Genomic DNA, 24,960 nt, shown 5'->3' on the forward strand with positions numbered 1-24,960 from the left:
CGCTAGTCTTGAGGGTATGCAGCCGGTCGAGCGCCCCACGGTCGATGCCGCCTCCTGGGTCGGCGCCGTCACCCGCGTCGAGCTGACGGTCACCGACGCCGACACCGCCCAGGCCCTCGGCTCGGGCGACGTCCCGGTCCTGGCCACCCCCCGCGTGCTGGCCCTGGCCGAGGCCGCGACCGTCGGCGCCACCGCGAGCCGCCTGCCACCCGGCTGGACGACCGTCGGCACCCGGGCCGACCTCGAGCACCGCGCCGCCACCCCGATCGGCGGCCGCGTGGTGGCCGAGGCCCGCCTGGCCAAGGCCGACGGCCGCCGGCTCACGTTCGAGATCGTGGTCCGCGACGGCAAGCAGGTCGTGGCGGAGGGGCGCGTCGAGCGGGTCATCGTCGACCGAGCACGGTTCCTGGCGTCGCTATGACGGTGCTGCGCGAGATCGCCGCGGGGGTGCACGTGCTGCGCCACCCGGTCCTCGACGTGAACGCCACCCTCGTGGTCGGCGCCGAGGCGGCCCTCGTCGCCGACACGCTGTCCACCGCCGCGCAGGCCCGGGACCTGCTCGCCGCGGTCCGCCGCGTGACGCCGCTGCCGGTCCTCGTCGTGAACACCCACCACCACTTCGACCACTGCTTCGGCAACGTGGTCTTCGCCGCCGACGGCTCCCCGATCTGGTCGCACGAGGAGGCCGCCCGGCTGGTCGGGCCGGCCCTGCGCGACCGGGCCGTGCTCGAGCACCCCGACCTGGCCGCCGACCTCGCCGCCGTCACCCCGACGCCCGCGACCCGGCTCGTGCGCACCGCCGCCGACCTCGACCTCGGCGGGCGGCCGGTGCTGCTGCGCCATTACGGCCGCGGGCACTCGATCGGCGACCTCGTGGCGCTCGTGCCGGACGCCGACGTCGTCGTCGCGGGCGACCTGGTCGAGCAGAGCGGGCCGCCGCGGTTCGACGACGCCTTCCCGCTGGAGTGGCCGGACACGGTGGCCGCCCTCCTGACCGAGATCGGCCCGCAGACGCAGGTCGTGCCCGGCCACGGCGCCGTGGTGACACACCGGTTCGTGGCGGCCCAGCACGAGCAGCTCGCCGCCCTCGCCTGGCTGATCCGGGAAGGCGACGCGGACGGGGCGCCGCCGGAGCGGGTCGCGGCGAAGTCCCCGTTCCCGCACGAGATCACGCTGCCGGCCGTCCATCGGGGCTATCTGCACCTGAACCAGCCCTGATCCTCCTGCCTTCCCTGTCCTCCCTTCTTGCCGGTCTGCCTTCCCTTCTTGCCGGTCGCTGCTTCTTCTGCCGGTCGCTGCTCCTTTGCCGGTCGCTGCTCCTTTGCCGGTCGCTGCTCCTTTGCCGGTCGCTGCTCCTTTTGCCGGTCACTGTTTCCGGGCGAGGCGCCGGCTGATGTCGCGGAGGGCGAAGGCCAGGTCGCGGCCGCTCATCGCCTGCTCCGGCACCGCCAGGTGCTGCACGACGACACCCGTGAGCAGCGCGTGGTAGAAGCCGCCGATCACCCGGGCGAGCTCCGGCTCCGTCTGCGGGTCGATGCCGTGGAACAACGCGGCGAGCCCGGCCTGGGCCTGCCCCTGCGCCTCCGCCCACGCCGGTGACGGTTCCGCCTGCCGCCCCAGCTGCGTGACCACCTCGAACTGCGTCGTCCACAGCGGCCGGTTCGCGGTGACCGAGGCGATCACGCTCGCCCACACCGCCTCGAAGCGCTCGGCCGGGTTCGCCACGTCCGCCGCCCCGCGCAGGGCCCGCTCCATCTCGTCGCCCCACTGCTCCAGCGCCCGCTGCAGAGCCTCGTTGAGCAGGGCCTCCGTGGTCCTGAAGTGATAGTTGATCGCGGCCAGGCTCACACCCGCCGCGCCGGCGATGTCCCGCGCGGTCGTGGCCGCGTACCCCTTCTCGAGCAGGCACTGCAGCGCCCCGTCGAGCAGCTTCTCCCGGTTACCCATGTCTGAAGCATACGTCTGAGAACTTTGTCTTGTACATTTGTCTCAGACTTCTGTACAGTCAGATGCATCGAAGCCCGGCACCACCAAGTCGAAGCCCGGCACCACCAAGTCGAAGCCCGGCACCACCAAGTCGAAGCCCGGCACCACCAAGTCGAAGCCCGGCACCACCAAGTCGAAGCCCGGCACCACCAAGTCGAAGCCCGGCACCACCAAGTCGAAGCCCGGCACCACCAATCGGGGAGGCCCACCATGTCCGCGCTTGCCATCACCGCCGCCACTGCCGCCGCCGCCACGATCGCCGCCGCGCCGCTCGCCTACCGCGCCGTCCGCAAGCACCAGCGCGCGAACGACGCGCGCATCGACACGCCGAACGGCGTGACCGAGGGCCGGTACGTCACCATCGGCGGTGTCGAGCAGTGGCTGCAGATCCGCGGCGAGGACCGCGCCAACCCGGTGCTGCTCGTCGTGCACGGCGGCCCGGGCTCGCCGTACTCGGTGTTCACCCCGGCGCTGCGCGAGTGGGAGCGGCACTTCACCGTCGTGCACTGGGACCGCCGCGGCGCGGGCAGAACGCTGCGGCGCAACGGCCTGCGCCCCGAGGAGCTGGACTTCGAGCTGATGGTCGAGGACGGCATCGAGGTCGCCGAGCACCTGCGGCAGTACTTCGGCCAGGAGCGCATCCTGCTCATGGCCGGCTCGATGGGCACGATCGTGGGCCTGCCGATGGTCAAGCGGCGCCCCGACCTGTTCTGCGCCTACGTCGGCACCGACTTCTACGTGAACATGGTCGAGAACGAGCGCCAGGGCCGCGTGGACACCATCGAACGACTGCGCGCGGCGGGCAACCGGCGGGGCGTGGCGGCACTGGAGCGGCTCGACGCCGACCCGCGCACGTGGGACGTGAAGAGCTGGGGTACCCGCATGCAGTGGAGCATGGGCACCGACCCGACCACCGGCAACGCGGCCCTGACCACGCTGTTCAAGCTGCTGCTGACCAAGCCGGACTACTCCCTAGCCGACGTGTCGGCCTGGCTCAAGGGCTTCGGCAAGTCGCGCGACCTGATGTTCGAGCAGTTCATGCAGTGGGACGCCCGCGCGCTGGGCACCTCGTTCGACGTGCCGTTCTTCCTCTTCCAGGGCGCGCACGACGTGGTGACGCTGACCGAGCCAGCGGTGGACTACTTCGCGGAGGTCGTCGCGCCGCAGAAGGAGCTCGTCCTGATCGACGGCGCGAGCCACTTCTGCGCGTTCAGCCAGCCGGCGCAGTTCCTGAGCGCACTGCGGACGGTTCGCTGCTGATCAGCGGCGCTGACGGCTCCTGGTGCGCGGGTTTGCTCATTCGAGCAGACCCGCGCACCACTGTGCCGCCCGGCCGCCAACGATGACTAGGCGGCGGTCGGGTTTGTTCATTCGCGCAGAGGCGCGCTCCGCTCTGTCGCCGAGTCGCTCTGCCGCCCGGTGGTCGCTATGCCGCCCGGTCGCTCTGCCCCTCTGCCGCCCGGCCGCTCCACCGCCCGACCGCTCTGCCGCTCTGCCGCCCGACCGCTCCACCGCCCGACCGCTCTGCCGCTCTGCCGCTCTGCCGCTCTGCCGCCAACGATGACGGGCCGACGCTCGGATTTGTTCATTCGAGCAGATACACGCACCGCTTTGCTGGCCGGCCAACGACCACGACAAGCTGGCGCTCGGATTTGTTCATTCGCGCAGAGGCGCGCACCATTTCGCCGCCGGCCGACGACCACGACGGTGCGCGGGCTTGTTCATGTGGACAAGCCCGCGCACCTGTCACCGACCATCTGTGCGCGGCTAGGGCAGCGACACGACGGTGCCGGAGCGGCGGGCTTCTTCCGCGGCCCAGACAACCTGATGGCCCGCAAGACTCGTGCGCACATCCGAGCGCAGCAGCCCCGCGTCGCCCGCCGCCACCGCGGCCACGAACGCCGAGACCAGCCCGGCGTCGCCGTCGGAGTGGTCCCCGGACCCGCGGGCGTCGACGCTCGTCGTCTCGTCCGCGCCAGTGCGGAAATCGACGAGCCGGATCGAGTGCCCGTCCCCGTCGATGTATCCATGGGTGCCGAAAATGCGCGTCTTACGGTGCTCGGCCGGCGTGAACGCGGTCATCGTGAGCGACACGGTCCCGCCCCCGGCCAGCTCCATCGCCACCACCTGATGGTCCACCACGTCGTTGTCGCAGGCGTAGACGCAGCGGCCGTACGGCCCCGTTCGCAACGCCTCCGTCACCGCCGCCCGGCTCGCATCGGCCGAAACCACCGACAGCGGCCAATGCACGGGTTCGCTCGGCGACTGCACGCCCACGAGCGGGAAGTACAGCTTCGGCGCCGAATACGGACACCCCGGCTCGATCGAACAGTCAAGGCACCGGTCCGCGGCTCCCACGGGTCGCTGGTCGGCCCGGAAATGCGCGAGCCCGCCGAACGAGCTGACCCGGCGGACCGGCTCGCCGGCGAGGTACAGCAGCCAATCGACGTCATGACATGCCTTGGCGAGCAGCATCGGCGACGACACCGCCGCGCTGCGCCAGTTCCCCCGCACGAACGAGTGCGCCTGGTGCCACCATCCGACGGGCTCGAGGTGCTGGATGCTCACGATCCGGCCGATGCGCCCGGCATCGAGCAGTTCCTTCAGCGCGGCCGTGTACGGGGTGTACCGCAGCACATGACACACCGCCGCGATCACGCCGGCCTCAATGACCGCTTCGGCGATCCGGCGCGCCGGCGGTTCCTCGGGCGCCATCGGCTTCTCGAGCATGAGGTGGTATCCCTGCGCGGCGAGCAGCACCGTGGGCTCCTCGTGCATCGCGTCCTGCGTGGCGACGATCGCCGCGTCGGCGAGCCGTTCCCGGCCGGCGAGCCGCTCCCAGCTGTCGAAAACGCTCACCTCCGGCAGTCCGAACTCGCGCGCGAACGCGGCGCGGCGCGCAGGATCGGCCTCGGCGACCGCAACGATCTCGGCGTGTCCGGTCTGCACGGCGAGCCGCGAGTACCACGTGCCCCGCTGCCCGGCCCCGACCACCAGCAGCCGCACCGGCGCGCTCAACCCGCCACCACCACGGCGGTGCCGGTCCGGCGGATCGCCTCGACCTGGTCCAGATCGGCGCTGCTGTCGGTGATGAGCGTGGTGACGGAGTCGAGCGGGCTGATCTGCGCGAGGCAGACACGGCCGACCTTGGAGCCGTCCGCGACCACGATGACCTTGTCGGCCTGGCGGAGCATTGCCCGGTTCGTGTGCGCCTCGGCGTCGTCGTGGGTGGTGAGGCCGCCCCGGGCGCTGATCCCGTCGACGCCGATGACCGCGATCTCCATGTTGAGCCCGCGCAGGGCCTCCTCCGCGATCGGCCCGACGAGCTCGTAGGACTGGGTGCGGGAGACGCCGCCGGTCATGATGAGCTTGATCCGGGGCCGCAGCACCAGCTCGGAGGCGATGTTCAGCGCGTTGGTGACGACGGTGAGGTCGACCCGGACGGCGAGCAGGCGGGCCAGCAGGAGCGTGGTCGTGCCGCCGCTGAGCCCGAGCGTCAGCTGCCCGTGCGGCAGGAGTCCCGCGGCGCATTGGGCCACGCGGACCTTCTCCTCGCGATGTTGGCCTGTTCGGTACCGGACGGGCAGCTCGTAGGCCATGTCCACGGCCACCGCACCGCCGTGCGTGCGCGAGACGAGCCGCTGCTCCTCCAGCACCTGCAGGTCGCGGCGGATGGTGGCGGGCGAGACCTCGAACTCCTCGGCGAGGACGGCCGCGTCGACGGACCCCTCCCGCGACACCCGGTCGAGGATGGCCGACACGCGGTCGGCCCGGCGCAGCGAACTCTGGGTCATTTCCAGCTCCGGTCTGATGATCAAACGCGCAGTGAAGATAGTTCATTTGCGCGCGAATCGCGACGATACCTTGTGCGAGTGTGCACGTGCTGCCGAGAATCCCGTCCATGACTGTGATCGCGTTCCTCGGCGCCGGCAGTGTGGTGTTCACTCGCGAACTGCTCGCCGACCTGCTGTCCTTCGACGAGTTGCGCGGCGTGACCCTCGCACTGCACGACATTGATCCCGAGCGGCTGGAGACGGCCGAGGCGATCGCCCGCCGCACCGCCGAGCAGCTCGGCGCATCGCCCGTGATCACGGCCTCGCTGGATCGGCGGGCCGCGCTCTCGGGCGCTGGGTACGTTATCAACGCGATCCAGGTCGGGATGCACGCTGCGACAGTTCGTGACTTTGAGCTACCGGCGAAGTACGGAGTGCGCCAGACCATCGGTGACACCGTCGGCGTCGGGGGTATTTTTCGCGCCCTGCGCACGTTCCCTGTACTCGACGGGATCGCGGCTGATATGCGCGAACTCTGCCCGGACGCGTGGCTGCTCAACTACACCAACCCGATGGCGATGAACGTCGCGTACCTGGCCGCGATCGCGCCCGACCTGAACGTGGCGGGCCTGTGCCACTCGGTCTTCTGGACCGTGCACGATTTGTGCGCGCTGCTGGGCGTACCGCTTGACGAGGTGGACTACCGCGCGGCCGGTGTGAACCACCAGGCGTGGCTGCTGCGGTGGGAGCACCGGGGCGAGAGCCTCTACCCGCGGCTGGACGAGCGGCTGTCGGGCGATCCCGAGCTACGCCGCCGCGTGCGCATGGACATGTACCGCCGCCTCGGCTACTTCCCCACCGAGACGAGCGAGCACTCCGCCGAGTACGTGCCGTGGTACCTCCATCACGACGCCGAGATTGAGCGTTTGCGCATTCCCGTGGGCGAGTACGTGCGCATCAGCGAGGCCAACCTGGCCGACTACGCCACGACACGCGCCGCGGTGCTGGCCGGCGAGCCGCTGGACCTGCACCGGGAGGCGACCGAGTACGCGCCGCAGATCATTCACAGCATCGAGACCGGCACGCTGCGGCGCATCCACGCCAACGTGGCCAACCGGGGGCTGATCAGCAATCTGCCGGAGGGCTTCGGCGTCGAGGTACCGTGCACCGTCGACCGTCTCGGGCTGCACCCCGAGCGTGTGGGCGCTCTGCCGCCGCAGTGCGCGGCGGTCAACCGCGGCTTCGTGAGCGTGGGCGAGCTGACCGTGCAGGCCGCCTTGACCGGCGACCCGCGGCTGGTCCGGCAGGCCGCGATGGTCGACCCGAACACGGCCGCGACCCTGACGGTCGACCAGATCTGGTCCTTGTGCGACGACCTGACGAACGCCCACGGCGAGCTGCTGCCGGAACCCCTGCGCGCCCCGGCGTCCTTCTGACCCGTTGCCAACTCGCGCAGACCACAGCGCACGTCCGCGCGAACGTCTCGTGCCTCCCACCCCGGCCAGCCGGCCGCACTGCACGTTCGTGCACCCGTCCCGCACAACCGCACCCGACCGATCGCGCCTCACATCCGCGCCTCGTCCCCGCACCTCTTCGACCAACCGCACCGCACGTTCACGCATCCGTCCCGCACAACGGCGCACCCCTCCCCCGCACACCGCGCACCCCTCCCCCGCACCTCCGCGCCCGACCGACCGGCCGCACCGCACGTTCACGCATCCGTCCCGCACAACCGCGCACCCCTCCCCGCACCTCCGCGCCCCGCCGACCACACTGCACAAATCCGCGCACCTATCCCGCACAATCCCGCCCGGACGGCCGCGCTGCGCGTTCGCACGGGCGACCGCGTGTGGACGCAACCGAACGCGGCGGCCGCACACTCGCGCCGCTCTCCGCGCTTCCCGGCGCCGAGGGCGGCGCTGCGCGTTCGTGCACTCATCCGGCGTGTTTCCTGCTCGGCGGGCTCGCTGCGCGTTCGCGCACGCATGCGGCGTGTTTCCTGCTCGGCGGGCTAGCTGCGCGTTCGCGCACAACACCATGCGCACCAAGCGGGATCGGACGTGATGGTGCACATTCGCACACGCAGCCCGGCGGGTGCGGAGTGCGCGGATGGCGTGGCCGGGGTGCGCGTTTGGACGGCTAGCCAAGGTCAAACGCGCAACGGCGAATGTTCACTTGTGCAGGAAACCTTGTGGAACGAACGCAAGCGCGCATAGCGTGCGCGCATGAACGACACTTCGCTCGAAATCGCCAGCCAGCCGGACGTGTGGAGTCGCGGGGTCGGGCTGGCCGACGAGGGGCGGGCCGCGCTCGGCGCACGCGGCGAGCGGATGCTCGTGCTCGGCTGCGGCACCTCGTGGTTCGTCGCCCAGAGCATCGCCGAACTGCGCGAGTCCGCGGGGCTGGGTGAGACCGACGCCGTCTGCGCGTCGGAGTTCGTGCCCCGCCGGCGCTACGACCGCGTCGTGGCCGTCACCCGCTCGGGCACGTCGACCGAGGTGCTGGAGGCTCTGCGCGCGGTACCGGCGGACACCCACCGGGTCGCGATCACGGCCGTGGCCGGCGAACCGGTCGACGACCTGGTCGACACCCGGGTGCTGCTGGACTTCGCCGACGAGCGCAGCGTCGTCCAGACGCGCTTCCCCACCACCGTGCTCGCCCTGGCCCGGGCCGCGTTCGGCGAGGACCTCGCCCATCTGGTCGCCGACGGCGAGGCCGCGCTCACCGCCCCGCTGCCGGCCGACCCGGCGGACATCGAGCACCTGGTGTTCCTCGGCACTGGCTGGACGATCGGACTCGCGCACGAAGCTGCACTCAAGGTGCGCGAGGCTGCACAGGCGTGGTCCGAGTCGTATCCGGCGCGGGACTACCGGCACGGCCCTGTCGCCGTGGCCGGCCCGCGCAGCCTGGTCTGGTCGTTCGGGGCCGTGCCCGACTCCCTCGACGAGGCCGTCCGCGACGCCGGTGCCCGCCCGTACCGCGACTCGCGCGACCCGCTCGCGCAACTGGTCCTGGCCCAGCGCTTCGCCGTGGCCCTCGCCGCGCACCGCGGCCTCGACCCGGATCATCCGCGCCTGCTGACCCGCTCCGTCGTCCTCGCGTAGGACCCGCCCCGAAACCAGCACCCGCCCGAACCCAGCACTGCCACGGAGCCAGCACCGCCACCGAGACCAGCACTCGCCACGAAACCAGCACCGCCACCGAGACCAGCACTCGCCACGAAACCAGGGCTCGCTCCGAGACCGGGACTCACCACGAGACCAGCACTCGAGCACAAAGCGACACCGGCTTCGACAACCGGCGCCAGGAGACCCGCCCGGTCAGCAAGCGCACTGGAAACGACACGAACAGCCGGACACAAACAGCCCGACGCGAACGGCGCGAACAGCACGACACGAGGAGAGCCCGGCGACCGAAGCCGGGCATCGACTCACGAAACGACACCAGCCCCTCAGCAGCCAAGCGGCCATCCTGCCCGACGCGACAACCAGTGCTCGACGTCGACATTTGGGCGCGTAGCAACACGCAGTACCGATGCAGCATCTGAACGCAAAGTGCCACTCGAAGACGCACGAGCACTCATGCAGCGATGCATCGCCCGGCTTGTCGGACATATGGCCCGCCAGGCGGCATGAACCTATAAACCGACAGCTCTCCACATCCCCCAGTGAAGAGGTGCAGCGATGATGCTGATCCCCACCCGAGGCAGTCGACGGACATCAATGGTCGCCGGTGTCACCGGTCTGGCGCTGCTGCTCGGCGCGTGCGGCGGCGGCTCGAAGGCGGACAACGGCAAGGACGCCGCCGAGGGGTACGACCCAGCCGCCCAGGTCACGCTCACCTGGTGGACCGGGCAGCCCTCCGAAGGCGAGCAGAAGGCCGAGGAACTGGCCGCCGAGTACATGAAGGCGCACCCCAACGTCACGATCAAGACGTCGTCGGGTGCGGCGACCACTGACGACCTGCTCACCAAGCTCTCGGCCGGGTTCACGAGCAACAGCTACCCCGACATCTCGTACGGGTACGGCAGCTGGGCCGGCGAGCTGGCGACGAGCGGCAAGACGCAGGATCTGGCCAAGTTCGTCGCCGATCCGTCGTTCGGGTGGCAGGAGATCCCGGCGGCGGCGCGCGAGACGGCCACGTACGACGGCAAGGTCATCGGCGTGCCCGCACTCGTGGACAATCTTGCGCTCATTTACAACAAAAAGCTGTTCGATGATGCGCACGTCGCGTACCCGACCGACCAGTGGTCGTGGGACGACTTCCGCGCGGCGGCCAAGAAACTCACCAATCCGTCACAGAATTTGTACGGAACCGCGTACTCCGTGTCGGGCAGCGAGGACACGACCTGGCACCTGTGGCCGATGTTGTGGCAGCGGGGCGGGAAGATCCTCGACGGCAACAAGCCGGCCTTCAACTCCGAGGCGGGCGTCGGCGCGCTCGAACTGCTGCGCGCGATGGCGGTCGACGACAAGTCGATGTACCTCGACCAGACCGACGAGCAGTACGCGAAGCTCTTCAACGACGGCCGGATCGGCATGATGATGTCGGGTCCGTGGGCCCTGCTGGAGATCAAGGAGGCCGGGCTCGACTACGGCGTCGCGCAGCTGCCCGGGTACAACGGCGATCACCAGACGGTGTCGGGGCCGGACCTGTGGGTGCTGTTCGATCACAATGACGCAAACCGGGCTGGCGCTTCGCGCGACTTCATCAAGTGGCTCACGAGCAAGGAGACCGACGCGAAGTGGAACCTCGCGATCGGCAACCTCCCGCTGCGCTCCTCCGAGCAGGGCACTCCCGAGTTCGCGGCGTACGTCAAGGAGTACCCCGGCGGCCAGAAGTTCTTCGAGAACCTCGCGAATGCCAAGCAGGCCCGCCCCACCGTCGCGGGCTATGAGGAGATGTCGCGCAACGTCGGCGACGGGATCTCGAAGGTGCTGCAGGGTGCGGCGAAACCGAAGGAGGCGCTCGACGAGGCGGCCAAGAAGTCGGCCGGGGCGATCGAGTGACGCTGACGTTCGCGGCCTCGAAGTACGCGCCGGCGCCGGCCGCCGCCAAGCCCAGCACGAGCCGGAAGCTCCGGCGGACGCTCACCGGGTGGGCGTTCGCCGGACCGGCGACGTTGATCGTCGTGGGGCTGTCACTCTTCCCCGCGGTGTGGGCGTTCTTCATCTCGCGCACCAAGTGGAACGGAATCGCGCAGCCGACGGACATCGGCTGGGCGAACTATGAGCGACTCGCGCAGGATCCGGACCTGGCCGCCGCCGCGCAGCACACACTCGTGCTCACCGTGCTGTTCGTTCCCGGTTCGATCGTGCTCGGGCTGCTGCTCGCGATCGCGCTCAATCAGCGCATCCGGCTGATCGGTTTCTATCGAACGTGCATCTTCGTGCCGTACGTGGCGTCGGCGGCGGCGACCGGCATCCTCGCCGGCTACGTGTTCAATCCGCAGTTCGGCCTGGCGAACGATGTGTTGCGCCGGGCCGGCCTGCCCGCGCAGCAGTTCCTGGAGAGCCCGCGGCAGGCGCTGGTCGTCGTGTGCATCGTCGCGCTGTGGGGCGAGGTCGGGTTCACGTCGGTGGTGTACCTCGCGGCCCTGCAGGATGTGCCCAAAGAACTGATCGAAGCTGCAACCGTCGACGGCGCCGGGAAGTGGCGTGTGCTGCGCAGCGTGACCCTGCCGCAGCTGCGCCCGGTGACGCTGTTCGCCACGGTGTGGCAGACGATCACGGCGCTGCAGCTGTTCGACCTCATCTACACGACGACCCGCGGCGGCCCCATGAACAGCACGCAGACGGTCGTCTACTACGTGTACGAGCTGGCCTTCCAGACGCGGCGTCTCGGCTACGGGGCGGCGGTGGCGTACATCCTCTTCGCCGTCACGCTGCTGCTCACCGCGCTCGTGATCTGGCGCAGCCGCCGGAGCGGCGAGGAGGCGTTCTGATGCGTCGGAAAGTGCTCCCGTTCAGCGCGTGGCACCTCGTGTTGATGCCCGTGTCGCTCATGTTCGTGCTGCCACTTGTGCACATGGTGCTCGCGTCGTTCATGACCAAGGCCGAGCTCAACCGCTTCCCGCCGCGGTTCATCCCCGATGGCCTGCATCTCGACGGGTACCGCCGGCTGTTCTCGGAGTCGCACATCCTGCTGTGGCTGGGCAACACCGTGCTGGTCTCGGCCGTGTCGGTGCTCGCCCATCTCGTGCTGTGCTCGGCGGCCGGCTACGGGTTCGCCCGGCTGAAGTTCGCGGGGCGCGGGATCGCGTTCGCCGCGGTGCTGGCCACGGTGATGATCCCGATCCAGCTGCTCATGATTCCGACGTACCTCATGTTCGCGCGTCTGGGCATCGTCGACACCTTGGCCGCGGCGTTCGTGCCGTGGCTCGCGTCCGCGTTCGGCATCTTCCTCATGCGCCAGTTCTTCCTGTCGCTGCCGGTGGAGCTCGAGGAGGCGGCGCGCATCGACGGGTGTGGCGTCCTGCGCACGTTCGTGAGCATCGTGCTGCCACTCGCGCGCCCGGCACTGGCGACTCTTGCGGTGTTCACGCTGCTTTCGAGCTGGAACGACCTGTTGTGGCCGCTCGTGGCGATCAGTGACGACCACAAGTACACGTTGCAGGTCGGCCTCGCCTCGTTCCAGGGCATGCGGCGGACCGAGTGGTCGCAGCTCATGGCCGGCAACGTGGTCGCGACGCTGCCTCTGGTCGTGGCGTTCCTGGTCGCCCAGAAGCGCTTCGTGGCGACGATGACGATGACCGGGCTGAAGGGATGAGCCCGCCCGGCCGGCGAACCGCCCAGGATGCGCCGAGTTCCTCCGGCGCGACCTGGGCCGCGGTGCCGCCGGTGGCGCGCGCGGCTCAGGATGCGCCGAGTTCCTCCGGCCTGGCCTGGACCGTGCCGCCGGCGGCACCACGGACGGCTCAGGATGCGCCGAGTTCGTCCGGCGTGGCCTGGGCCGTGGTGCCGCCGGCGGCGCGCGTGCTCAGTGAACCCGCCCTGGCCGCCCAGGCCAGCGACTCGGGCACGTCACGACCGGCCAGCCGGCCCGCGAGGAAGCCGGCGTTGAAGCTGTCCCCCGCGCCGGTCGTGTCGACGACGTCGACGGCGAGCCCGGGCGCGGTCGCGTACCCGCCGCCCGGCCACCAGGCGCGTCCGCCGCGAGCGCCGTCCTTGAGCACGACGGTCGTGCCCATCGCCACGAGCTGTTCCGCCGCCGCCTCGGTCGAGTCCGCGCCGGTGACGGCGAGCAGTTCGGCCGTGTTGGGCAGGAACACGTCGGTCACCGCGAGAATGTCGTCCAGCCCCCTCCACCGGCCGGACGGGTCCCAGTTGGTGTCGAGCGAGGTGGTCAGGCCGAGCGCGCGGGCACGAGCGAACACGCCGGCCAGCCCCGCGTGCAGTCCTGGTTGCAGGAACAGCGACGCAACGTGGACGTGTCGCGCGGAAGCGAGCAGTGCGTCGGTTGCGTCCTCGGGCCGCAGCGTTGGGATGGTGCCCGGCAGCGTCAGGATCGCGCGATCGCCCGGCGCGGACAGGATCACGCTGAGCCCGGTCGGCGTCGGCGTGCCGTTGCCCGGCGCGGCCGCGGCGGACCCGCCCGCGTCCACAGTGGACACGCCGGTCGCGGCTGCGGCCCGTGCGGGCGAGCCGGTGCCGGGTGCGGCCGGGAGCAGCAGACGGACGTCGCGCTCCTCCAGTCGTTCGCGGGTGAACGCGCCGAACACGTCCGCGCCGATCGCGGCGAGCAGCCCGGTGCGCAGGCCCAGGCGGGCGCAGCCGGTCGCGGTGATCGCCGCGGAGCCGCCCAGCACCAGGTCGGCCGCGTCGAGCAGCTGTTCCTCCTGGCCGAAGCGGGGGTGCACGTCGCCGCGCAGTACCAGGTCCGGGTTGGCGTCGCCGATCACCAGTACGTCGAGCACCATCGTCGCCCCCTCGGGTTTGTGTTCGATCGGACAGTACCAGCTGAAGGATCATGCTCGTATCACGAGTTTTCGGACACAAACAGCCATTGACAGTAACGAATTTAAGCGGTTGAATCGCCCCGAGCGATCGAGCCCAGCCGGTAGTGGAGCGCTTCCCGAGTCCGGCACACAGGTCGCCAGGGTGCTCGGCACCCGAGGCGGGGCAGATCCCGAAACCCCTCGGAGCTCTCGCTGTGATTCCCGCACTGCGCCGCATCGGCGTACCCGTGATGGCGGTGCTTGCCGTCATCGGACTCGGCATCGGAACCGCCGATGCCGCCACGTTCACCCCGCCGCCGGCGAACGCCCAGTTCGACTACCAGATCGGTGGCGCGTACTCGCCGCCGTCCGGGGTCCGGGTGGTCAGCCGCGACCGGACGGCCTCGCCGGCATCCGGTCTCTACAACATCTGCTACGTCAACGTGTTCCAGACCCAGCCCGACGAGATCTCCTGGTGGCAGGCGAACCACGACGACCTGCTGCTGAAGGACGCGAAGGGACAGTACGTCGTGGACAGCGACTGGGGCGAGAACCTCATCGACGTCTCGACCGCGGCCAAGCGCACGGCGGTGGCCGGGATCGTCAACGGCTGGATCGACGGCTGCGCGGCGAAGGGCTTCAAAGCCGTGGAGCCGGACAACATCGACTCGTACGAGCGCTCGAAGGGGCTGCTGGTGAAGTCGAACGCAATCGCACTGCTGAAGCTGATCGCCACGCACGCGCACGACAAGGGACTCGCGATCGCGCAGAAGAACACCACCGCTCTGGGCAGCGCGGGCAAGGCCGCCGGCCTGGACTTCGCGATCGCCGAGGAGTGCGGCCGCTACGACGAGTGCGGCGACTACACGTCGGTCTACGGCAACAACGTGATCGTCATCGAGTACACGAAGAGCGCCTTCACCAAGGCGTGCAAGGCGTACGGGTCGTCGCTGTCGATCGTGTTGCGCGACGTCGACGTCACGGCGCCCGGCAGCGGGTCCTACAAGTACGACGCCTGCTGAACCTCCGGGCTCGCGCCGCATCCTCGACCGGGGGTGCGGCGCGACACCCGCTTTGCCGCGCGGATCACGACGCGCTTTCGCCTAAGACCCCGGCAGGATTCCGGCCGAACCGCCGGGATGACGCCACATCCTCGGCTGCGGGTGCGGCGCGGCACTCGTCGAACCGCCAGCATCGCGCCACATCCTCGACTACGGCCGCGGCTCCGCATCCGCCGAACCGCCGGAAGTGCGCCGCATCCTCGATTACGGCCGGGGCGCTGCGCACGCTGGGGCGCCAGCATCGCGCCGCGCTCTCGACCGGGCGTGCGGCACGGATCGCGCTGAGCCGTCAGCATCACGCGGCGCCCTTGACGCGACGGCCGCTGAACCGTCGGAGTCAGGCCGTCCCGGCGATCGGGGGTGCGGCGTGATCCTCACGGTGACGCTCAATCCCGCGCTCGATCTGACCTATGCGGTCGACGAGCTCCGTCCGTATACGACGCATCGGGTGCGAACCGTGCACGAACGCGCAGGCGGCAAGGGTCTGAACGTCGCGAGCGTCCTGCACGCGCAGGGCGAACCGGTGCTCGCGACCGGGCTGCTCGGCGGGGCCACCGGCTCGCGGATACGCGAACTGCTCGCCGCGGACGGCGTGCCGCACGCGTTCGCACAGATTTCCGGCGAGACGCGACGCACGGTGACGATCGCCGACGGCGTGGACGCGACCGGGCTGTGGGAGCCCGGCCCGAGTGTCGAGACGGCGGAATGGCACGAGTTCCTGCAGTTGTACCGCACGCTGCTCGCCGACACCGCCGTCGTCGCGCTGTCGGGGTCGCTGCCGCGGGGGCTTCCGGAGGATGCGTACGCGGTGCTGATCGAGCTTGCGCATTCGTGCAACGTGCGCACAGTGCTCGACACCAGCGGGGAGCCGTTGCGTCTCGGGCTCGCCGCCGGGCCGGATGTCGTCAAGCCCAACGCCGATGAGCTTGCGGCGCTGCTTCGTGCACCGGCGGACGAGCATGCATCGACGGGCGAATACGCACCGACGGCCGAGCACGCACCAACAGACGAAGACGCACCAACGGATGAAAACGCACCAACGGATGAAAACGCACCAACGGATGAAAACGCATCAGCGAGCGAACGCGTGACGGCGGCCGAACGCGCACCAGCGGGCGAACAGGCAGCGGCTGCCGAGCACGCACCAGTGGGCGAACGCGCACCGGCGGACCGGTGCACGCCGGCAGGCCAGGGTTCCTTGACGGGCCAGCGCGCATTGGTCGGCCGGAGCGGACCGGCGGGTCAGAGTGCGCCGACGCACCGGAATGCAACGTCGGACGGCGCGGTAGGCGCAGAACGACAGACACGAGCAGGCCGCAGTGCGCGATTGGATTGGGATGCGTTGCGTGGGCTTGGTGCCGGGTGCGTTGTCGTTTCGCGCGGTGCCGATGGGCTGATCGCGGTGCGGGGCGACGAAGCCTGGCTGGCCGCGCCGCCGGTTGTCGAGGCCGGCAACCCCACCGGTGCCGGGGACGCGTGTGTCGCCGCGCTCACACGTGGGTTGCGCGATCGCTCACCGTGGCCGGAGTTGCTGGCCGATGCCGTCGCGCTGTCCGCGGCTGCCGTTGCCGCACCGGTTGCCGGGGCCGTTGACGAGAGCCGTTACCGCGAGCTGCGCACTCGGATTGATGTCTCTCCGCTACCGCCCGGCGAACCGCTGCCGACGCAGGTGCGCGGTGCCGACGCGCCGACCGAGGCGCGCGCTGCCGACGAGCCCAGGCAAGCGCCGACCGAGGTGGGCCGTGCCGACGAGCACAAGCAAGCGTCGACCGAGGTGGGCGGTGCCGACGGGCATAAGCAAGCGCCGACCGAGGCGCGCGGCCCGGACGGGCATGAGGGAGCGCAGGCGCAGTTGGGCGGCCTGGACGAAGACGAGCGAGCGCCGGTGGAGTTGTGCGGCCTCAGTGAGCACGAACGAGCGCCTGCGGGTGTGCATTTCGGAGACGAACGAACAGAGTTGAACGAGGAGAGTTCCGATGTTGACCCCGACCGGTGAGATTGTTGCCGACGCCAGGCGCCGTGGGGTGGGGGCGGGGGCGTTCAATGTCATCACCGTCGAGCATGCCGAGGCCGTCGTCACCGGGGCCGAGGCCGCTGGTTGTGCGGTCATTCTGCAGATCAGCGAGAACGCCGTCCGGTTTCATCATGGGCGGCTCGCGCCCATTGCCGCGGCGGCCAAGGCGGTGGCCGAGCTCTCGTCCGTGCCGGTCGGGCTGCATCTCGACCACGTGGAGAGCGATGAGCTCTTCGATCAGGCGGCCGGCAATGGATTCGGGTCGGCGATGTATGACGCTTCGAAGCTCGAGTACGCCGGCAATGTCGCCGCCACTGCTCGGGCCGTTGCGCGCGGGCACGCGTGTGGGCTGTGGGTGGAGAGCGAGCTCGGCGAGGTCGGGGGCAAGGACGGTGCGCACAAGCCGGGGGTGCGCACGGATCCGGACGAGGCCGCGCAGTTCGTTCGCGCGACCGGGGTCGACGCGCTCGCCGTCGCGGTCGGATCCGCGCATGCGATGACGACGCAGGATGCGCGACTCGATCACGACCTCATTGCGCGTATCCGCAGCGCGGTCGCCGTTCCGCTGGTGCTGCACGGGTCGTCGGGGGTGCCTGATGACGAGTTGCGCGCGGCGGTGCGGGGCGGGCTGGTGAAGGTCAACATCGGCACGGCGCTGAACGTCGCGTTCACCGGGGCGATCCGGGAGGCAATTCGGCGGGATGCCAACGTCGTCGATCCGCGCAAGTACCTCCGGAATGCGCGAGACGAGATGGCCGAAACGGTCACGCACGCGCTGCAGGTGCTGACCGCCGCCGCCTAGCGAACTCAGGCGGACCAAGTCGAGCAGAAACGAGCACGAACGGACATTGAATCGAGCGCGAGGCGAAGCGCCGGGCCGGGGCCAGGAGCCGCAGCCAAAGCCCGCGGACCGAGAGCCGCGGAGCAAGGGGTGCGGGTCAGAGGCCGAGGAACAAGAGCCGTAGGCCAGGGACAGGGGACCAGGGGCCGCAGGCCAGGAGCCACGGACCAAGGGCCGCGGGTCAGGAACAGCGGGACTAGGAGCAGCGAGCCGAGGGCAGAAAGGCAGAGGGCAGAGGGCAGAGGGCGGAAGGCAGCAGCAGCCTAGAAGCCCTTGGCCGGGCCTACCGAGACGATGCGGACCGCGGCGGCGCCCTGGGCGTCGGACTCGGCCAGGTCCACCTCGGCCGTGATGGCCCAGTCGCGGTCGCCCTCCGGGTCGTCGAAGATCTGGCGCACGTGCCAGCGGTCCGGCTTCTGGTCGATGACGAGCAGCGCCGGGCCGCGCGCGTCCGGGCCGACGCCCATCGAGTCGTACTCCTCGAAGTACGCCTCCACCGCGTCCTGCCACGCGTCCGCCGTGAAGCCGGCCTCCCCGTCGAGCTCGCCGAGCTCGTCGAAGCGGCGCAGCGCCGCGAGCTCGACGCGGCGGAACAGCGCGTTGCGCACCAGGACCCGGAACGCGCGCAGGTTGCGCGTGACGGCCGGCGGTTTGTCGTCGCGGAGTGTGCGCTCCTCGACGTCGCCGGGGTTGCGCAGCCGCTCCCACTCGTCGATGAGGCTGGAGTCGACCTGGCGAACGAGCTCCCCGAGCCATTCGATGATGTCCGTGAGGTCCTCGGTGCGTGCATCCTCGGGCACCGTCTGGCGTACGGCCTTGTAGGCGTCGGCGAGGTACCGCAGCACCAGTCCTTCCGAGCGCGACAATCCGTAGAAGCCGACGTATTCGACAAACGTCATTGCGCGTTCGAACATGTCGCGCACGACGGACTTGGGCGACAGGGCGTAGTCGGCGACCCACGGGTGCCCCTGCTTGTACAGGTGGTACGCGTTGTCGAGCAGGTCGACGAGCGGCTTGGGGTGCGTGACGTCGTCGAGCAGTTCGAGCCGCTGCTCGTACTCGATGCCGTCGGCCTTCATCGCCGCGACCGCCTCGCCGCGCGCCTTGAACTGCTGCGCGGAGAGCACCTGGCGCGGGTCGTCCAATGTGGACTCGATGACGGAGAGCACGTCGAGGGCGTAGCCGGGCGCCTCCCGGTCCAGCAGCTCGATCGCGGCCAGTGCGAACGGCGACAGCGGCTGGTTGAGCGCGAAGTCCATCTGCAGGTCGACGGTGAGCCGGACGCGGCGGCCCTCCTCGTCCGGCTCGGGCAGCTGCTCGACCACGCCGCCGGCCAGCAGCGCGCGGTAGATGGCGATCGCCCGGCGGATGAGCCGCCGCTGGGAGTGCGCGTCCTCGTGGTTCGCGGTGAGCAGGTGGCGCATCGCGACGAACGCGTCGCCGGGGCGGCTGATCACGTTGAGCAGCATCGCGTGCGACACCTGGAAGCTGGACTTGAGCGGCTCCGGCTCGGCCTCGACGAGCCGTTCGTATGTGGGCCGGCCCCAGCCGATCGAGCCCTCCGGTGGCTTCTTGCGCACCACTTTGCGGCGTTTCTTGGGGTCGTCGCCCGCTTTCGCGAGCGCTCGCTCATTGTCGATGACGTGTTCGGGCGCCTGCACCACCACGGTGCCGATGGTGTCGAAGCCGGCCCGGCCCGCTCGGCCCGCGATCTGGTGGAACTCCCGCGCGTACAGGAGCCGCGTTTTCTGTCCGTCGTATTTGGACAGTGCGGTGAACAGCACGGTGCGGATGGGCACGTTGATGCCCACGCCGAGCGTGTCCGTGCCGCAGATGACCTTGAGCAGCCCGGCCTGGGCGAGGGTCTCGACGAGGCGGCGGTACTTCGGGAGCATCCCCGCGTGATGGACGCCGATCCCGTGCCGCACCAGCCGCGACAGGGTCTTGCCGAAGCCGGCCGTGAACCGGAAGTTGCCGATCGCCTCGCCGATCATGTCCTTTTCCGCGCGAGTGGCGACGTTCACGCTCATGAGCGCTTGTGCACGTTCGAGCGCAGCGGCCTGCGTGAAATGCACGATGTACACCGGCGCCTGCCGCGTGGAGAGCAGCTCCTCGATCGTCTCGTGCATCGGGTCCATGGAGTACGTGAACATGAGCGGCACCGGCCGTTCCGCGTTCTTCACGACCGCGGTCGCGCGCCCGGTGCGGCGCGTGAGGTCCTCCTCGAACCGCGTCACGTCGCCGAGCGTGGCGGACATGAGCACGAACTGGGCCTGCGGCAGCTCGATCAGCGGCACCTGCCACGCCCAGCCCCGGTCCGGGTCGGCGTAGAAGTGGAACTCGTCCATGACGACGATGCCGACGTCGGCTCGCTCACCATCGCGCAGTGCGATGTTGGCGAGGATTTCCGCGGTACAGCAGATGATGGGCGCATCCGCGTTGACGCTCGCGTCGCCGGTGAGCATGCCGACGTTCTCGGCGCCGAACATGTCCACGAGCGCGAAGAACTTCTCCGACACCAGCGCCTTGATCGGCGCGGTGTAGAAGGTCGTGCGATCGCTCGCAAGGGCGGCGAAGTGCGCACCCGCGGCCACGAGGCTCTTGCCGGAGCCGGTGGGGGTGTTGAGGATCAGGTTCGCCCCGGTGGCGATCTCGATGAGCGACTCCTCCTGGTGCGGGTACAGGCTGAGCCCCTGTTCCTGCGCCCAGACCGAGAACGCCTCGAAGACGGCATCGGGGTCGCCGCCCCTGGGGACCCGCGCGGCAAGATTCGTCATCGCTTCTCGTACATCACGTCGAAGGAGGGCCGACCAGCGCGCAGCGCACGCTGTTCGAACTTGGTCACGGGCCGGTGCGCGGGACGCGGCGCGAATCCGTCGTAAACGTTCACCAATTCCTGATCGGCGGTGAGCGTTTCGAGCATCGCCTGCGCGTATCCGGCGTCATCGGTTGCGCAATGCAGCACGCCGCCGGGCTTGAGCCGGTCGCGGAGCACGGCGACACGCTCGGGCACGATGAGCCGCCGCTTGTGGTGGCGGGCCTTCGGCCACGGGTCGGGGAAGAACACGTGCACCGCGGCGAGGCTGCCGGAAGGAATGTCGCTCGCGAGCAGTTCGAACGCGTCGACGGCCGCGACGCGCACGTTGCCGAGCCCGGCCTCGTCGATCAGGTGCAGCAGGTTGGCGACGCCGGGCGTGTGGACCTCGACGGCCAGGTACCGCCTCCCGGGGTCGGCCGCGGCCATGCGCGCGGTGGCCTCACCCATCCCGGACCCGATCTCGAGGACGTCGACGTTCCATCCGGTTTCGAAGGTGTACCGCGCAGCAAGGCGCTCCAGCGCGTCGAAATGCCGACCGCTGAGCCGCCCCCGGCGGGGGTGATAGGTCCGGACGATCCGCAGCGGCCGGTCGACGGTAGTCATGGGGCCTCAACTCTACCGGAACCGTGCCGTACCCGCTTCTGGTCCTGTGGCGACAAGGCCACCTCCCGCCGTGAGGTCACCGCCGCAGGGCCTCCTGCGCCGCCTGTACCAGCGCCATCAGCTCCTCGCCGGCCGTCTCGGCCCGCCACACCAGCGCGAACGTCAGCCGCGGCACAGGACCGGCGAGCGGGACAAAACGGACATCGGGGCGTCGCACGGTGTCGACCAGCAGCTGCGGTACCGGCAGAGCGCCCCGGCCCGCCGCGACCAGGTCGAGCGCGGACGCCGGGTCGTCCACCGCCTCCGGGGCCAGGCGCACACCGGCCGGCAGCGGCAGGCCGCGTGGCAGCAGTAGTCGACCCGCGCGTTCGATTGTGAGCGAACCTGCGGTCGAGAGCGGATCGGCGGACGGGAGAGCCAGGTGGCTCAGCGGGACCTGGAAGCGGGCCGCGCTCGCGCATCCGGGCGGGAACGGCGCGCACATCAGCGCGGCCGCACCGTCGGGAGCGTGGGTCAGTTCGGCGGTCGCGGCCGACCAGCCGCCCGGCACCAGGGTCAGGTCCAGTCCTGGTTTGCGGCCGGCCAGACGGCGGGCCAGGCGGGCCGCGAACGTTCCGGCGACGGGGGCGTACACGAGGCGGATGCCGGTCGGCGACGGTACTGCCAGTCGCGCCGCCTCCGCCGTGAACGCCGCGGCCTGGGCCAGGACGGATTCGGCGTACGGCAGTAGCGCGTCGCCGAATGCGGTCGGCTCGACGGTCCGGCTCGTGCGTTCGAACACGCGCCGGCCGAGCTCACGTTCGAGGCGGGCGATCGCCTGGCTCACGGCCGGCTGCGACAGGGAGAGTGCGGCGGCCGCGCGCGAGAACGAGCGGTGCCGCGCTACCAGCGCGAAGCACTCGATGTCCCGCAGCGCCGCCACGTCGACCAGTATCGACCACGCATCGCTGATCGATCGCGTGTGTTCGAACCGCCACCGGGCGCGACAAGAACGGAACCGCGCGAATGCGCGCTTCCGTACCGCCACCAGCCGATCCCCAGCCGGCCGACGCACCGCCACCGGCTACGCCACCGCCGATCAATCGCCTGTGTCCGGAACGCCACTGGACGCGACAAGAACGCGCCCGCGACCGCGCGCACATGAACACCGACGCACCGCGCCCGGCCCTGTCGTGACCTCTCGATCGCGGAGGCCCGGGCTCACCCGACCGACGCACCGCGCCCGGGCCTGTCGTGGCTTATCGATCGCGGAGGCCCGGCTCACCCGTCGGCGCGGCCACGAACCGGAGATGGCCGGGCGTGATTGAGCGTCGCTGTCAGGGAACCGGGCTGTGACCGTGTTGGCGTAGAGCGGTGCTGCGCGGTCCGAGCGGGCGGGATCGGCTATTCGTGGCGCTTATCGATCGCGTGCGCATACGTTCGAACGGCCACCATGCGCGCTGTGAACGACGAATTCCCTATCTCCACCGTGCTCGGGTATCCGCGTATCGGGGCACGGCGCGAGCTCAAACGCGCGCTCGAGGACTACTGGGCAGGGCGCATCGATCGTGCGGCGCTCGACGAGACCGGGCGCCGGCTGCGCGCCGAGAGCTGGCACCGGCTGCACGAGCTCGGGCTCGCCGGGCTGCCCTCCAACACGTTCTCGCTCTACGACCACGTGCTCGATACGGCCGTCGCCGTTGATGCGGTGCCGGATCGGTATCGCGATGCGGCCGACCCGTACTTCGCGATGGCGCGCGGGACCGATGACGTTCCGGCGTTGCGGATGACGAAGTGGTTCGACACGAACTACCACTACATCGTGCCCGAGATCGGGCCGAAGACGCGCTTCCGGGCGGTGGCCGACAAGCCGCTGGCGGAGTTGCGGGAGGCGCGCGAGCTCGGCTACGAGACGCGGCCCGTCCTGCTCGGCCCGGTCACGTTCCTGCAGGGGCATCTGGAGCGGCTTGACGATTTGCTGGACGTATACGGCGAGTTGCTGCGCGAGCTTGCAGAGGCGGGTGCGCGGTGGGTGCAGCTGGACGAGCCCGCGCTCGTCGTCGACGGCGGGGCGCCCGCGGTCCGGCATGCCTACCGGCGGCTCGCCGCGCTGGAGCGCCGGCCGAAGCTGCTCGTCGCGTCGTATTTCGGGGACGCCGACGCCGCGCTGCCAGCGCTGTCCGTGGCCCCGGTCGACGGGGTCGCGGTCGATCTGACGCATGGGGTACCGCCGAATCTGCGGCTGTTCGAAGGACGCACCGTGGTTGGCGGGGTTGTGTCCGGGCGGAACGTATGGCGCACAGACTTGGACGCGGCTCGGCGGCTGCTCGCGCAGGCCGGGGCGACCGCAGTGTCCACGTCGTGCTCGCTGTTGCACGTCCCGTACACCCTGCGCGGGGAGTCGGAACTGCCCGCGGGGCTGATCGAGCGGCTCGCGTTCGCCGAGGAGAAGGTGGCCGAGGTCGTCGCGCTCGCCGGGCTCGGGCCGCTGCCGGCGAAACCGCCCGCCGGCACGCAATCCGGGAACAAGCCCGGTCCGGCGCGACCGGCTGCGGAAACGAACCTCGAGACCACGTCCGGACCGCTGCCAGTGCACCAGCCGCGCGTGAAAGCGGCGCTTGAGCACGAGCCGAGGCCGCAAACGACACAGCCGCGCGCAGAAACGAACACCGGGACCGAGACGGAGCCGCCACCAGCGGAGCAGCCGCGCGCAGAAACGAACACCGGGACCGAGACGGAGCCGCGGCCAGCGCAGCAGGCGCGCACAGAAACGAACGTCGAGATCGAGCCGCAGACGCAGACGACACAGCCGCGTGCAGAAACGAACACCGAAACCGGCGCGGGGCCGCTGACCGCGCTGGCGGGCGGGGAAGCGGCGCCCGAGACGTTGCCGGAAGGTGCGCGTGAGCAGGGCGCGATCGAGGTCGAGTGCCGGTCGCCGTATGCGGTGAGGGTCGCGGCTCAGGCCGATCTCGGGTTGCCCGCGCTGCCGGTCACCACGATCGGCTCGTTCCCGCAGACCGGTGATCTGCGGGCCGCGCGGGCGACGATGCCTCTGGAGCAGTACGAAATCCGGATCCGGAGGGAAATCGATCGGGTCATCGCCGAACAGGAAGCGCTCGGTTTGGACGTACTCGTGCACGGTGAGCCTGAGCGAAACGACATGGTGCAGTATTTCGCCGAGCATCTCGACGGATTCGCGGTCACGCGCAATGGGTGGGTGCAGTCGTACGGTTCGCGGTGCACACGGCCGCCGATTCTGCACGCGGACGTGCACCGGCCGGAACCGATCACGGTGCGCTGGGCGACCTATGCACAATCGCGCACCGAGCGGCCGATGAAAGGCATGCTCACCGGGCCGGTAACGATCGTCGCCTGGTCGTTCGTGCGCCCCGACCGGCCGCTGCGGGACGTGACGATGCAGGTCGCCGACGCGGTGCGGGCCGAGGTGCGCGACCTGGAAGCGGCCGGCATCCGGATCATCCAGGTCGACGAGCCGGCCCTGCGCGAGCTGCTGCCCCTGCGGCGCGAGGAGCAGCCGGAGTACCTGGCCTGGGCCGTGGCCGCGTACCGCCGGGCGACCGCCGGGGCCGCGGACGGCACCCAGATCCACACGCACCTGTGCTATTCGGACGCGCCCGCGGTGCTGGCCGCGATCGATGCGCTGGACGCGGACGTGACCAGCATCGAGGCGGCCCGCTCGGGGTTCGCGATCGAGGGGTTGACGCGCGGGGTCGGCCCCGGGGTGTACGACATCCACTCACCCCGGATCCCGGACGTCGACGAGGTCGGGTCCCGGCTGCGCGCCGCGCTCGAGGTGATCCCGGCGGGGCGGCTCTGGGTGAATCCGGACTGTGGCCTCAAAACGCGCACCTACGAGGAGGTGCGCGCGGCGCTCACGAATGTTGTCGCGGCCGCGCACAAGATTCGCGAGTCCGTAGGGTGAGGG

At 70.3% G+C, this 24,960-nt stretch carries 20 protein-coding genes; 12 read left to right on the forward strand and 8 right to left on the reverse strand.

Annotated elements, in window-relative coordinates:
- Positions 1–16 precede the first annotated feature (16 nt).
- Both AC6JBM_RS34000 and AC6JBM_RS34005 read left to right on the forward strand, forming a co-directional pair.
- A complete protein-coding gene (locus AC6JBM_RS34000) occupies positions 17–421 on the forward strand; it encodes a thioesterase family protein (protein WP_497978082.1) in 405 nt (134 codons plus the stop codon).
- Positions 418–1,218 carry an MBL fold metallo-hydrolase gene (locus AC6JBM_RS34005; RefSeq protein WP_497978083.1) on the forward strand — a complete coding sequence of 267 codons (801 nt, stop codon included), beginning with the start codon at positions 418–420 and terminating at the stop codon, positions 1,216–1,218. The genes AC6JBM_RS34000 and AC6JBM_RS34005 overlap by 4 nt, the downstream gene beginning before the upstream one ends.
- A gap of 147 nt (positions 1,219–1,365) precedes the next feature.
- Here AC6JBM_RS34005 and AC6JBM_RS34010 read toward each other — a convergent pair whose 3' ends face one another.
- Complete coding sequence (locus tag AC6JBM_RS34010) at positions 1,366–1,947, reverse strand: TetR/AcrR family transcriptional regulator (protein ID WP_497978084.1); 582 nt, start codon at positions 1,945–1,947, stop codon at positions 1,366–1,368.
- A gap of 42 nt (positions 1,948–1,989) precedes the next feature.
- Positions 1,990–2,178: a hypothetical protein gene (locus tag AC6JBM_RS34015; RefSeq protein WP_497978085.1), complete on the reverse strand. Its 189-nt coding sequence runs from the start codon at positions 2,176–2,178 to the stop codon at positions 1,990–1,992.
- Between the two features lie 18 nt (positions 2,179–2,196).
- Between AC6JBM_RS34015 and AC6JBM_RS34020 the strand changes: the two genes are divergently transcribed.
- Positions 2,197–3,246 carry an alpha/beta fold hydrolase gene (locus AC6JBM_RS34020; RefSeq protein ID WP_497978086.1) on the forward strand — a complete coding sequence of 350 codons (1,050 nt, stop codon included), beginning with the start codon at positions 2,197–2,199 and terminating at the stop codon, positions 3,244–3,246.
- A gap of 507 nt (positions 3,247–3,753) precedes the next feature.
- On the opposite strand, the gene AC6JBM_RS34025 is transcribed toward AC6JBM_RS34020, so the two are convergent.
- Together AC6JBM_RS34025 and AC6JBM_RS34030 are read right to left on the reverse strand one after the other, a co-directional pair.
- The gene (locus AC6JBM_RS34025) at positions 3,754–5,004 is read right to left on the reverse strand and encodes a Gfo/Idh/MocA family protein (protein ID WP_497978087.1); all 1,251 of its coding nucleotides are present in this window, start codon (positions 5,002–5,004) and stop codon (positions 3,754–3,756) included.
- Entirely contained in the window at positions 5,001–5,780 is a 780-nt protein-coding gene (locus AC6JBM_RS34030; protein WP_350615301.1) for a DeoR/GlpR family DNA-binding transcription regulator, read from the reverse strand. Before AC6JBM_RS34030 ends, AC6JBM_RS34025 begins: the two co-directional genes overlap by 4 nt.
- A gap of 107 nt (positions 5,781–5,887) precedes the next feature.
- On the opposite strand from AC6JBM_RS34030, the gene AC6JBM_RS34035 reads away from it, so the two are divergent.
- The 5 genes from AC6JBM_RS34035 (at position 5,888) to AC6JBM_RS34055 (ending at position 12,527) form a co-directional block, all read left to right on the forward strand.
- Complete coding sequence (locus tag AC6JBM_RS34035; protein ID WP_497978088.1) at positions 5,888–7,195, forward strand: alpha-glucosidase/alpha-galactosidase; 1,308 nt, start codon at positions 5,888–5,890, stop codon at positions 7,193–7,195.
- 789 nt (positions 7,196–7,984) lie between these two features.
- On the forward strand, positions 7,985–8,863 hold the full coding sequence (locus AC6JBM_RS34040; protein WP_497978089.1) for an SIS domain-containing protein: 879 nt from the start codon (positions 7,985–7,987) through the stop codon (positions 8,861–8,863).
- A 579-nt stretch (positions 8,864–9,442) separates the two neighbouring features.
- On the forward strand, positions 9,443–10,768 hold the full coding sequence (locus AC6JBM_RS34045) for an ABC transporter substrate-binding protein (RefSeq protein WP_497978090.1): 1,326 nt from the start codon (positions 9,443–9,445) through the stop codon (positions 10,766–10,768).
- Positions 10,765–11,703, forward strand: a complete 939-nt coding sequence (locus AC6JBM_RS34050; protein ID WP_350615294.1) for a carbohydrate ABC transporter permease — start codon at positions 10,765–10,767, stop codon at positions 11,701–11,703. The genes AC6JBM_RS34045 and AC6JBM_RS34050 overlap by 4 nt, the downstream gene beginning before the upstream one ends.
- Positions 11,703–12,527, forward strand: coding sequence for a carbohydrate ABC transporter permease (locus AC6JBM_RS34055; protein WP_497978091.1), 825 nt, complete (start codon positions 11,703–11,705; stop codon positions 12,525–12,527). The genes AC6JBM_RS34050 and AC6JBM_RS34055 overlap by 1 nt, the downstream gene beginning before the upstream one ends.
- 148 nt (positions 12,528–12,675) lie before the next feature.
- Here the strand turns inward: AC6JBM_RS34055 and AC6JBM_RS34060 are convergent, their stop codons facing one another.
- Positions 12,676–13,677 (reverse strand): carbohydrate kinase family protein, encoded by a 1,002-nt coding sequence (locus tag AC6JBM_RS34060; protein ID WP_497978092.1) that lies wholly within the window; start codon positions 13,675–13,677, stop codon positions 12,676–12,678.
- A gap of 269 nt (positions 13,678–13,946) precedes the next feature.
- Between AC6JBM_RS34060 and AC6JBM_RS34065 the strand changes: the two genes are divergently transcribed.
- The 3 genes from AC6JBM_RS34065 to AC6JBM_RS34075 all read left to right on the forward strand — a co-directional run bounded on the left by AC6JBM_RS34065 (position 13,947) and on the right by AC6JBM_RS34075 (position 17,572).
- Entirely contained in the window at positions 13,947–14,717 is a 771-nt protein-coding gene (locus tag AC6JBM_RS34065; protein ID WP_350615465.1) for an endo alpha-1,4 polygalactosaminidase, read from the forward strand.
- Positions 14,718–15,123: 406 nt separating this feature from the next.
- The gene (locus tag AC6JBM_RS34070; protein WP_497978093.1) at positions 15,124–16,752 is read left to right on the forward strand and encodes a 1-phosphofructokinase family hexose kinase; all 1,629 of its coding nucleotides are present in this window, start codon (positions 15,124–15,126) and stop codon (positions 16,750–16,752) included.
- Positions 16,733–17,572 carry a class II fructose-bisphosphate aldolase gene (locus AC6JBM_RS34075; protein ID WP_497978094.1) on the forward strand — a complete coding sequence of 280 codons (840 nt, stop codon included), beginning with the start codon at positions 16,733–16,735 and terminating at the stop codon, positions 17,570–17,572. Before AC6JBM_RS34070 ends, AC6JBM_RS34075 begins: the two co-directional genes overlap by 20 nt.
- 302 nt (positions 17,573–17,874) lie before the next feature.
- On the opposite strand, the gene AC6JBM_RS34080 is transcribed toward AC6JBM_RS34075, so the two are convergent.
- The 3 genes from AC6JBM_RS34080 to AC6JBM_RS34090 all read right to left on the reverse strand — a co-directional run bounded on the left by AC6JBM_RS34080 (position 17,875) and on the right by AC6JBM_RS34090 (position 22,059).
- Entirely contained in the window at positions 17,875–20,388 is a 2,514-nt protein-coding gene (locus tag AC6JBM_RS34080) for a DEAD/DEAH box helicase (RefSeq protein WP_497978095.1), read from the reverse strand.
- Positions 20,385–21,032 carry a tRNA (guanosine(46)-N7)-methyltransferase TrmB gene (trmB, locus tag AC6JBM_RS34085; RefSeq protein WP_497978096.1) on the reverse strand — a complete coding sequence of 216 codons (648 nt, stop codon included), beginning with the start codon at positions 21,030–21,032 and terminating at the stop codon, positions 20,385–20,387. The genes AC6JBM_RS34080 and trmB overlap by 4 nt, the downstream gene beginning before the upstream one ends.
- Before the next feature lie 76 nt (positions 21,033–21,108).
- A complete protein-coding gene (locus AC6JBM_RS34090; RefSeq protein WP_497978097.1) occupies positions 21,109–22,059 on the reverse strand; it encodes a LysR family transcriptional regulator in 951 nt (316 codons plus the stop codon).
- Positions 22,060–22,473: 414 nt separating this feature from the next.
- Between AC6JBM_RS34090 and AC6JBM_RS34095 the strand changes: the two genes are divergently transcribed.
- On the forward strand, positions 22,474–24,957 hold the full coding sequence (locus AC6JBM_RS34095; protein WP_497978098.1) for a 5-methyltetrahydropteroyltriglutamate--homocysteine S-methyltransferase: 2,484 nt from the start codon (positions 22,474–22,476) through the stop codon (positions 24,955–24,957).
- Positions 24,958–24,960 lie beyond the last annotated feature (3 nt).

The sequence above is a fragment of the Dactylosporangium thailandense genome, from assembly GCF_059739745.1.

Bases quoted from the DNA above. Each gene is read 5' to 3' on its own strand.
- AC6JBM_RS34020 (WP_497978086.1), top strand. From the start codon at position 2,197: ATGTCCGCGCTTGCCATCACCGCCGCCACTGCCGCCGCCGCCACGATC.
- AC6JBM_RS34065 (WP_350615465.1), top strand. From the start codon at position 13,947: ATGGCGGTGCTTGCCGTCATCGGACTCGGCATCGGAACCGCCGATGCC.
- AC6JBM_RS34010 (WP_497978084.1), bottom strand. From the start codon at position 1,947: ATGGGTAACCGGGAGAAGCTGCTCGACGGGGCGCTGCAGTGCCTGCTC.
- AC6JBM_RS34005 (WP_497978083.1), top strand. From the start codon at position 418: ATGACGGTGCTGCGCGAGATCGCCGCGGGGGTGCACGTGCTGCGCCAC.
- trmB (WP_497978096.1), bottom strand. From the start codon at position 21,032: ATGACTACCGTCGACCGGCCGCTGCGGATCGTCCGGACCTATCACCCC.
- AC6JBM_RS34000 (WP_497978082.1), top strand. From the start codon at position 17: ATGCAGCCGGTCGAGCGCCCCACGGTCGATGCCGCCTCCTGGGTCGGC.
- AC6JBM_RS34080 (WP_497978095.1), bottom strand. From the start codon at position 20,388: ATGACGAATCTTGCCGCGCGGGTCCCCAGGGGCGGCGACCCCGATGCC.
- AC6JBM_RS34055 (WP_497978091.1), top strand. From the start codon at position 11,703: ATGCGTCGGAAAGTGCTCCCGTTCAGCGCGTGGCACCTCGTGTTGATG.
- AC6JBM_RS34075 (WP_497978094.1), top strand. From the start codon at position 16,733: ATGTTGACCCCGACCGGTGAGATTGTTGCCGACGCCAGGCGCCGTGGG.
- AC6JBM_RS34040 (WP_497978089.1), top strand. From the start codon at position 7,985: ATGAACGACACTTCGCTCGAAATCGCCAGCCAGCCGGACGTGTGGAGT.
- AC6JBM_RS34045 (WP_497978090.1), top strand. From the start codon at position 9,443: ATGATGCTGATCCCCACCCGAGGCAGTCGACGGACATCAATGGTCGCC.
- AC6JBM_RS34035 (WP_497978088.1), top strand. From the start codon at position 5,888: ATGACTGTGATCGCGTTCCTCGGCGCCGGCAGTGTGGTGTTCACTCGC.
- AC6JBM_RS34030 (WP_350615301.1), bottom strand. From the start codon at position 5,780: ATGACCCAGAGTTCGCTGCGCCGGGCCGACCGCGTGTCGGCCATCCTC.
- AC6JBM_RS34060 (WP_497978092.1), bottom strand. From the start codon at position 13,677: ATGGTGCTCGACGTACTGGTGATCGGCGACGCCAACCCGGACCTGGTA.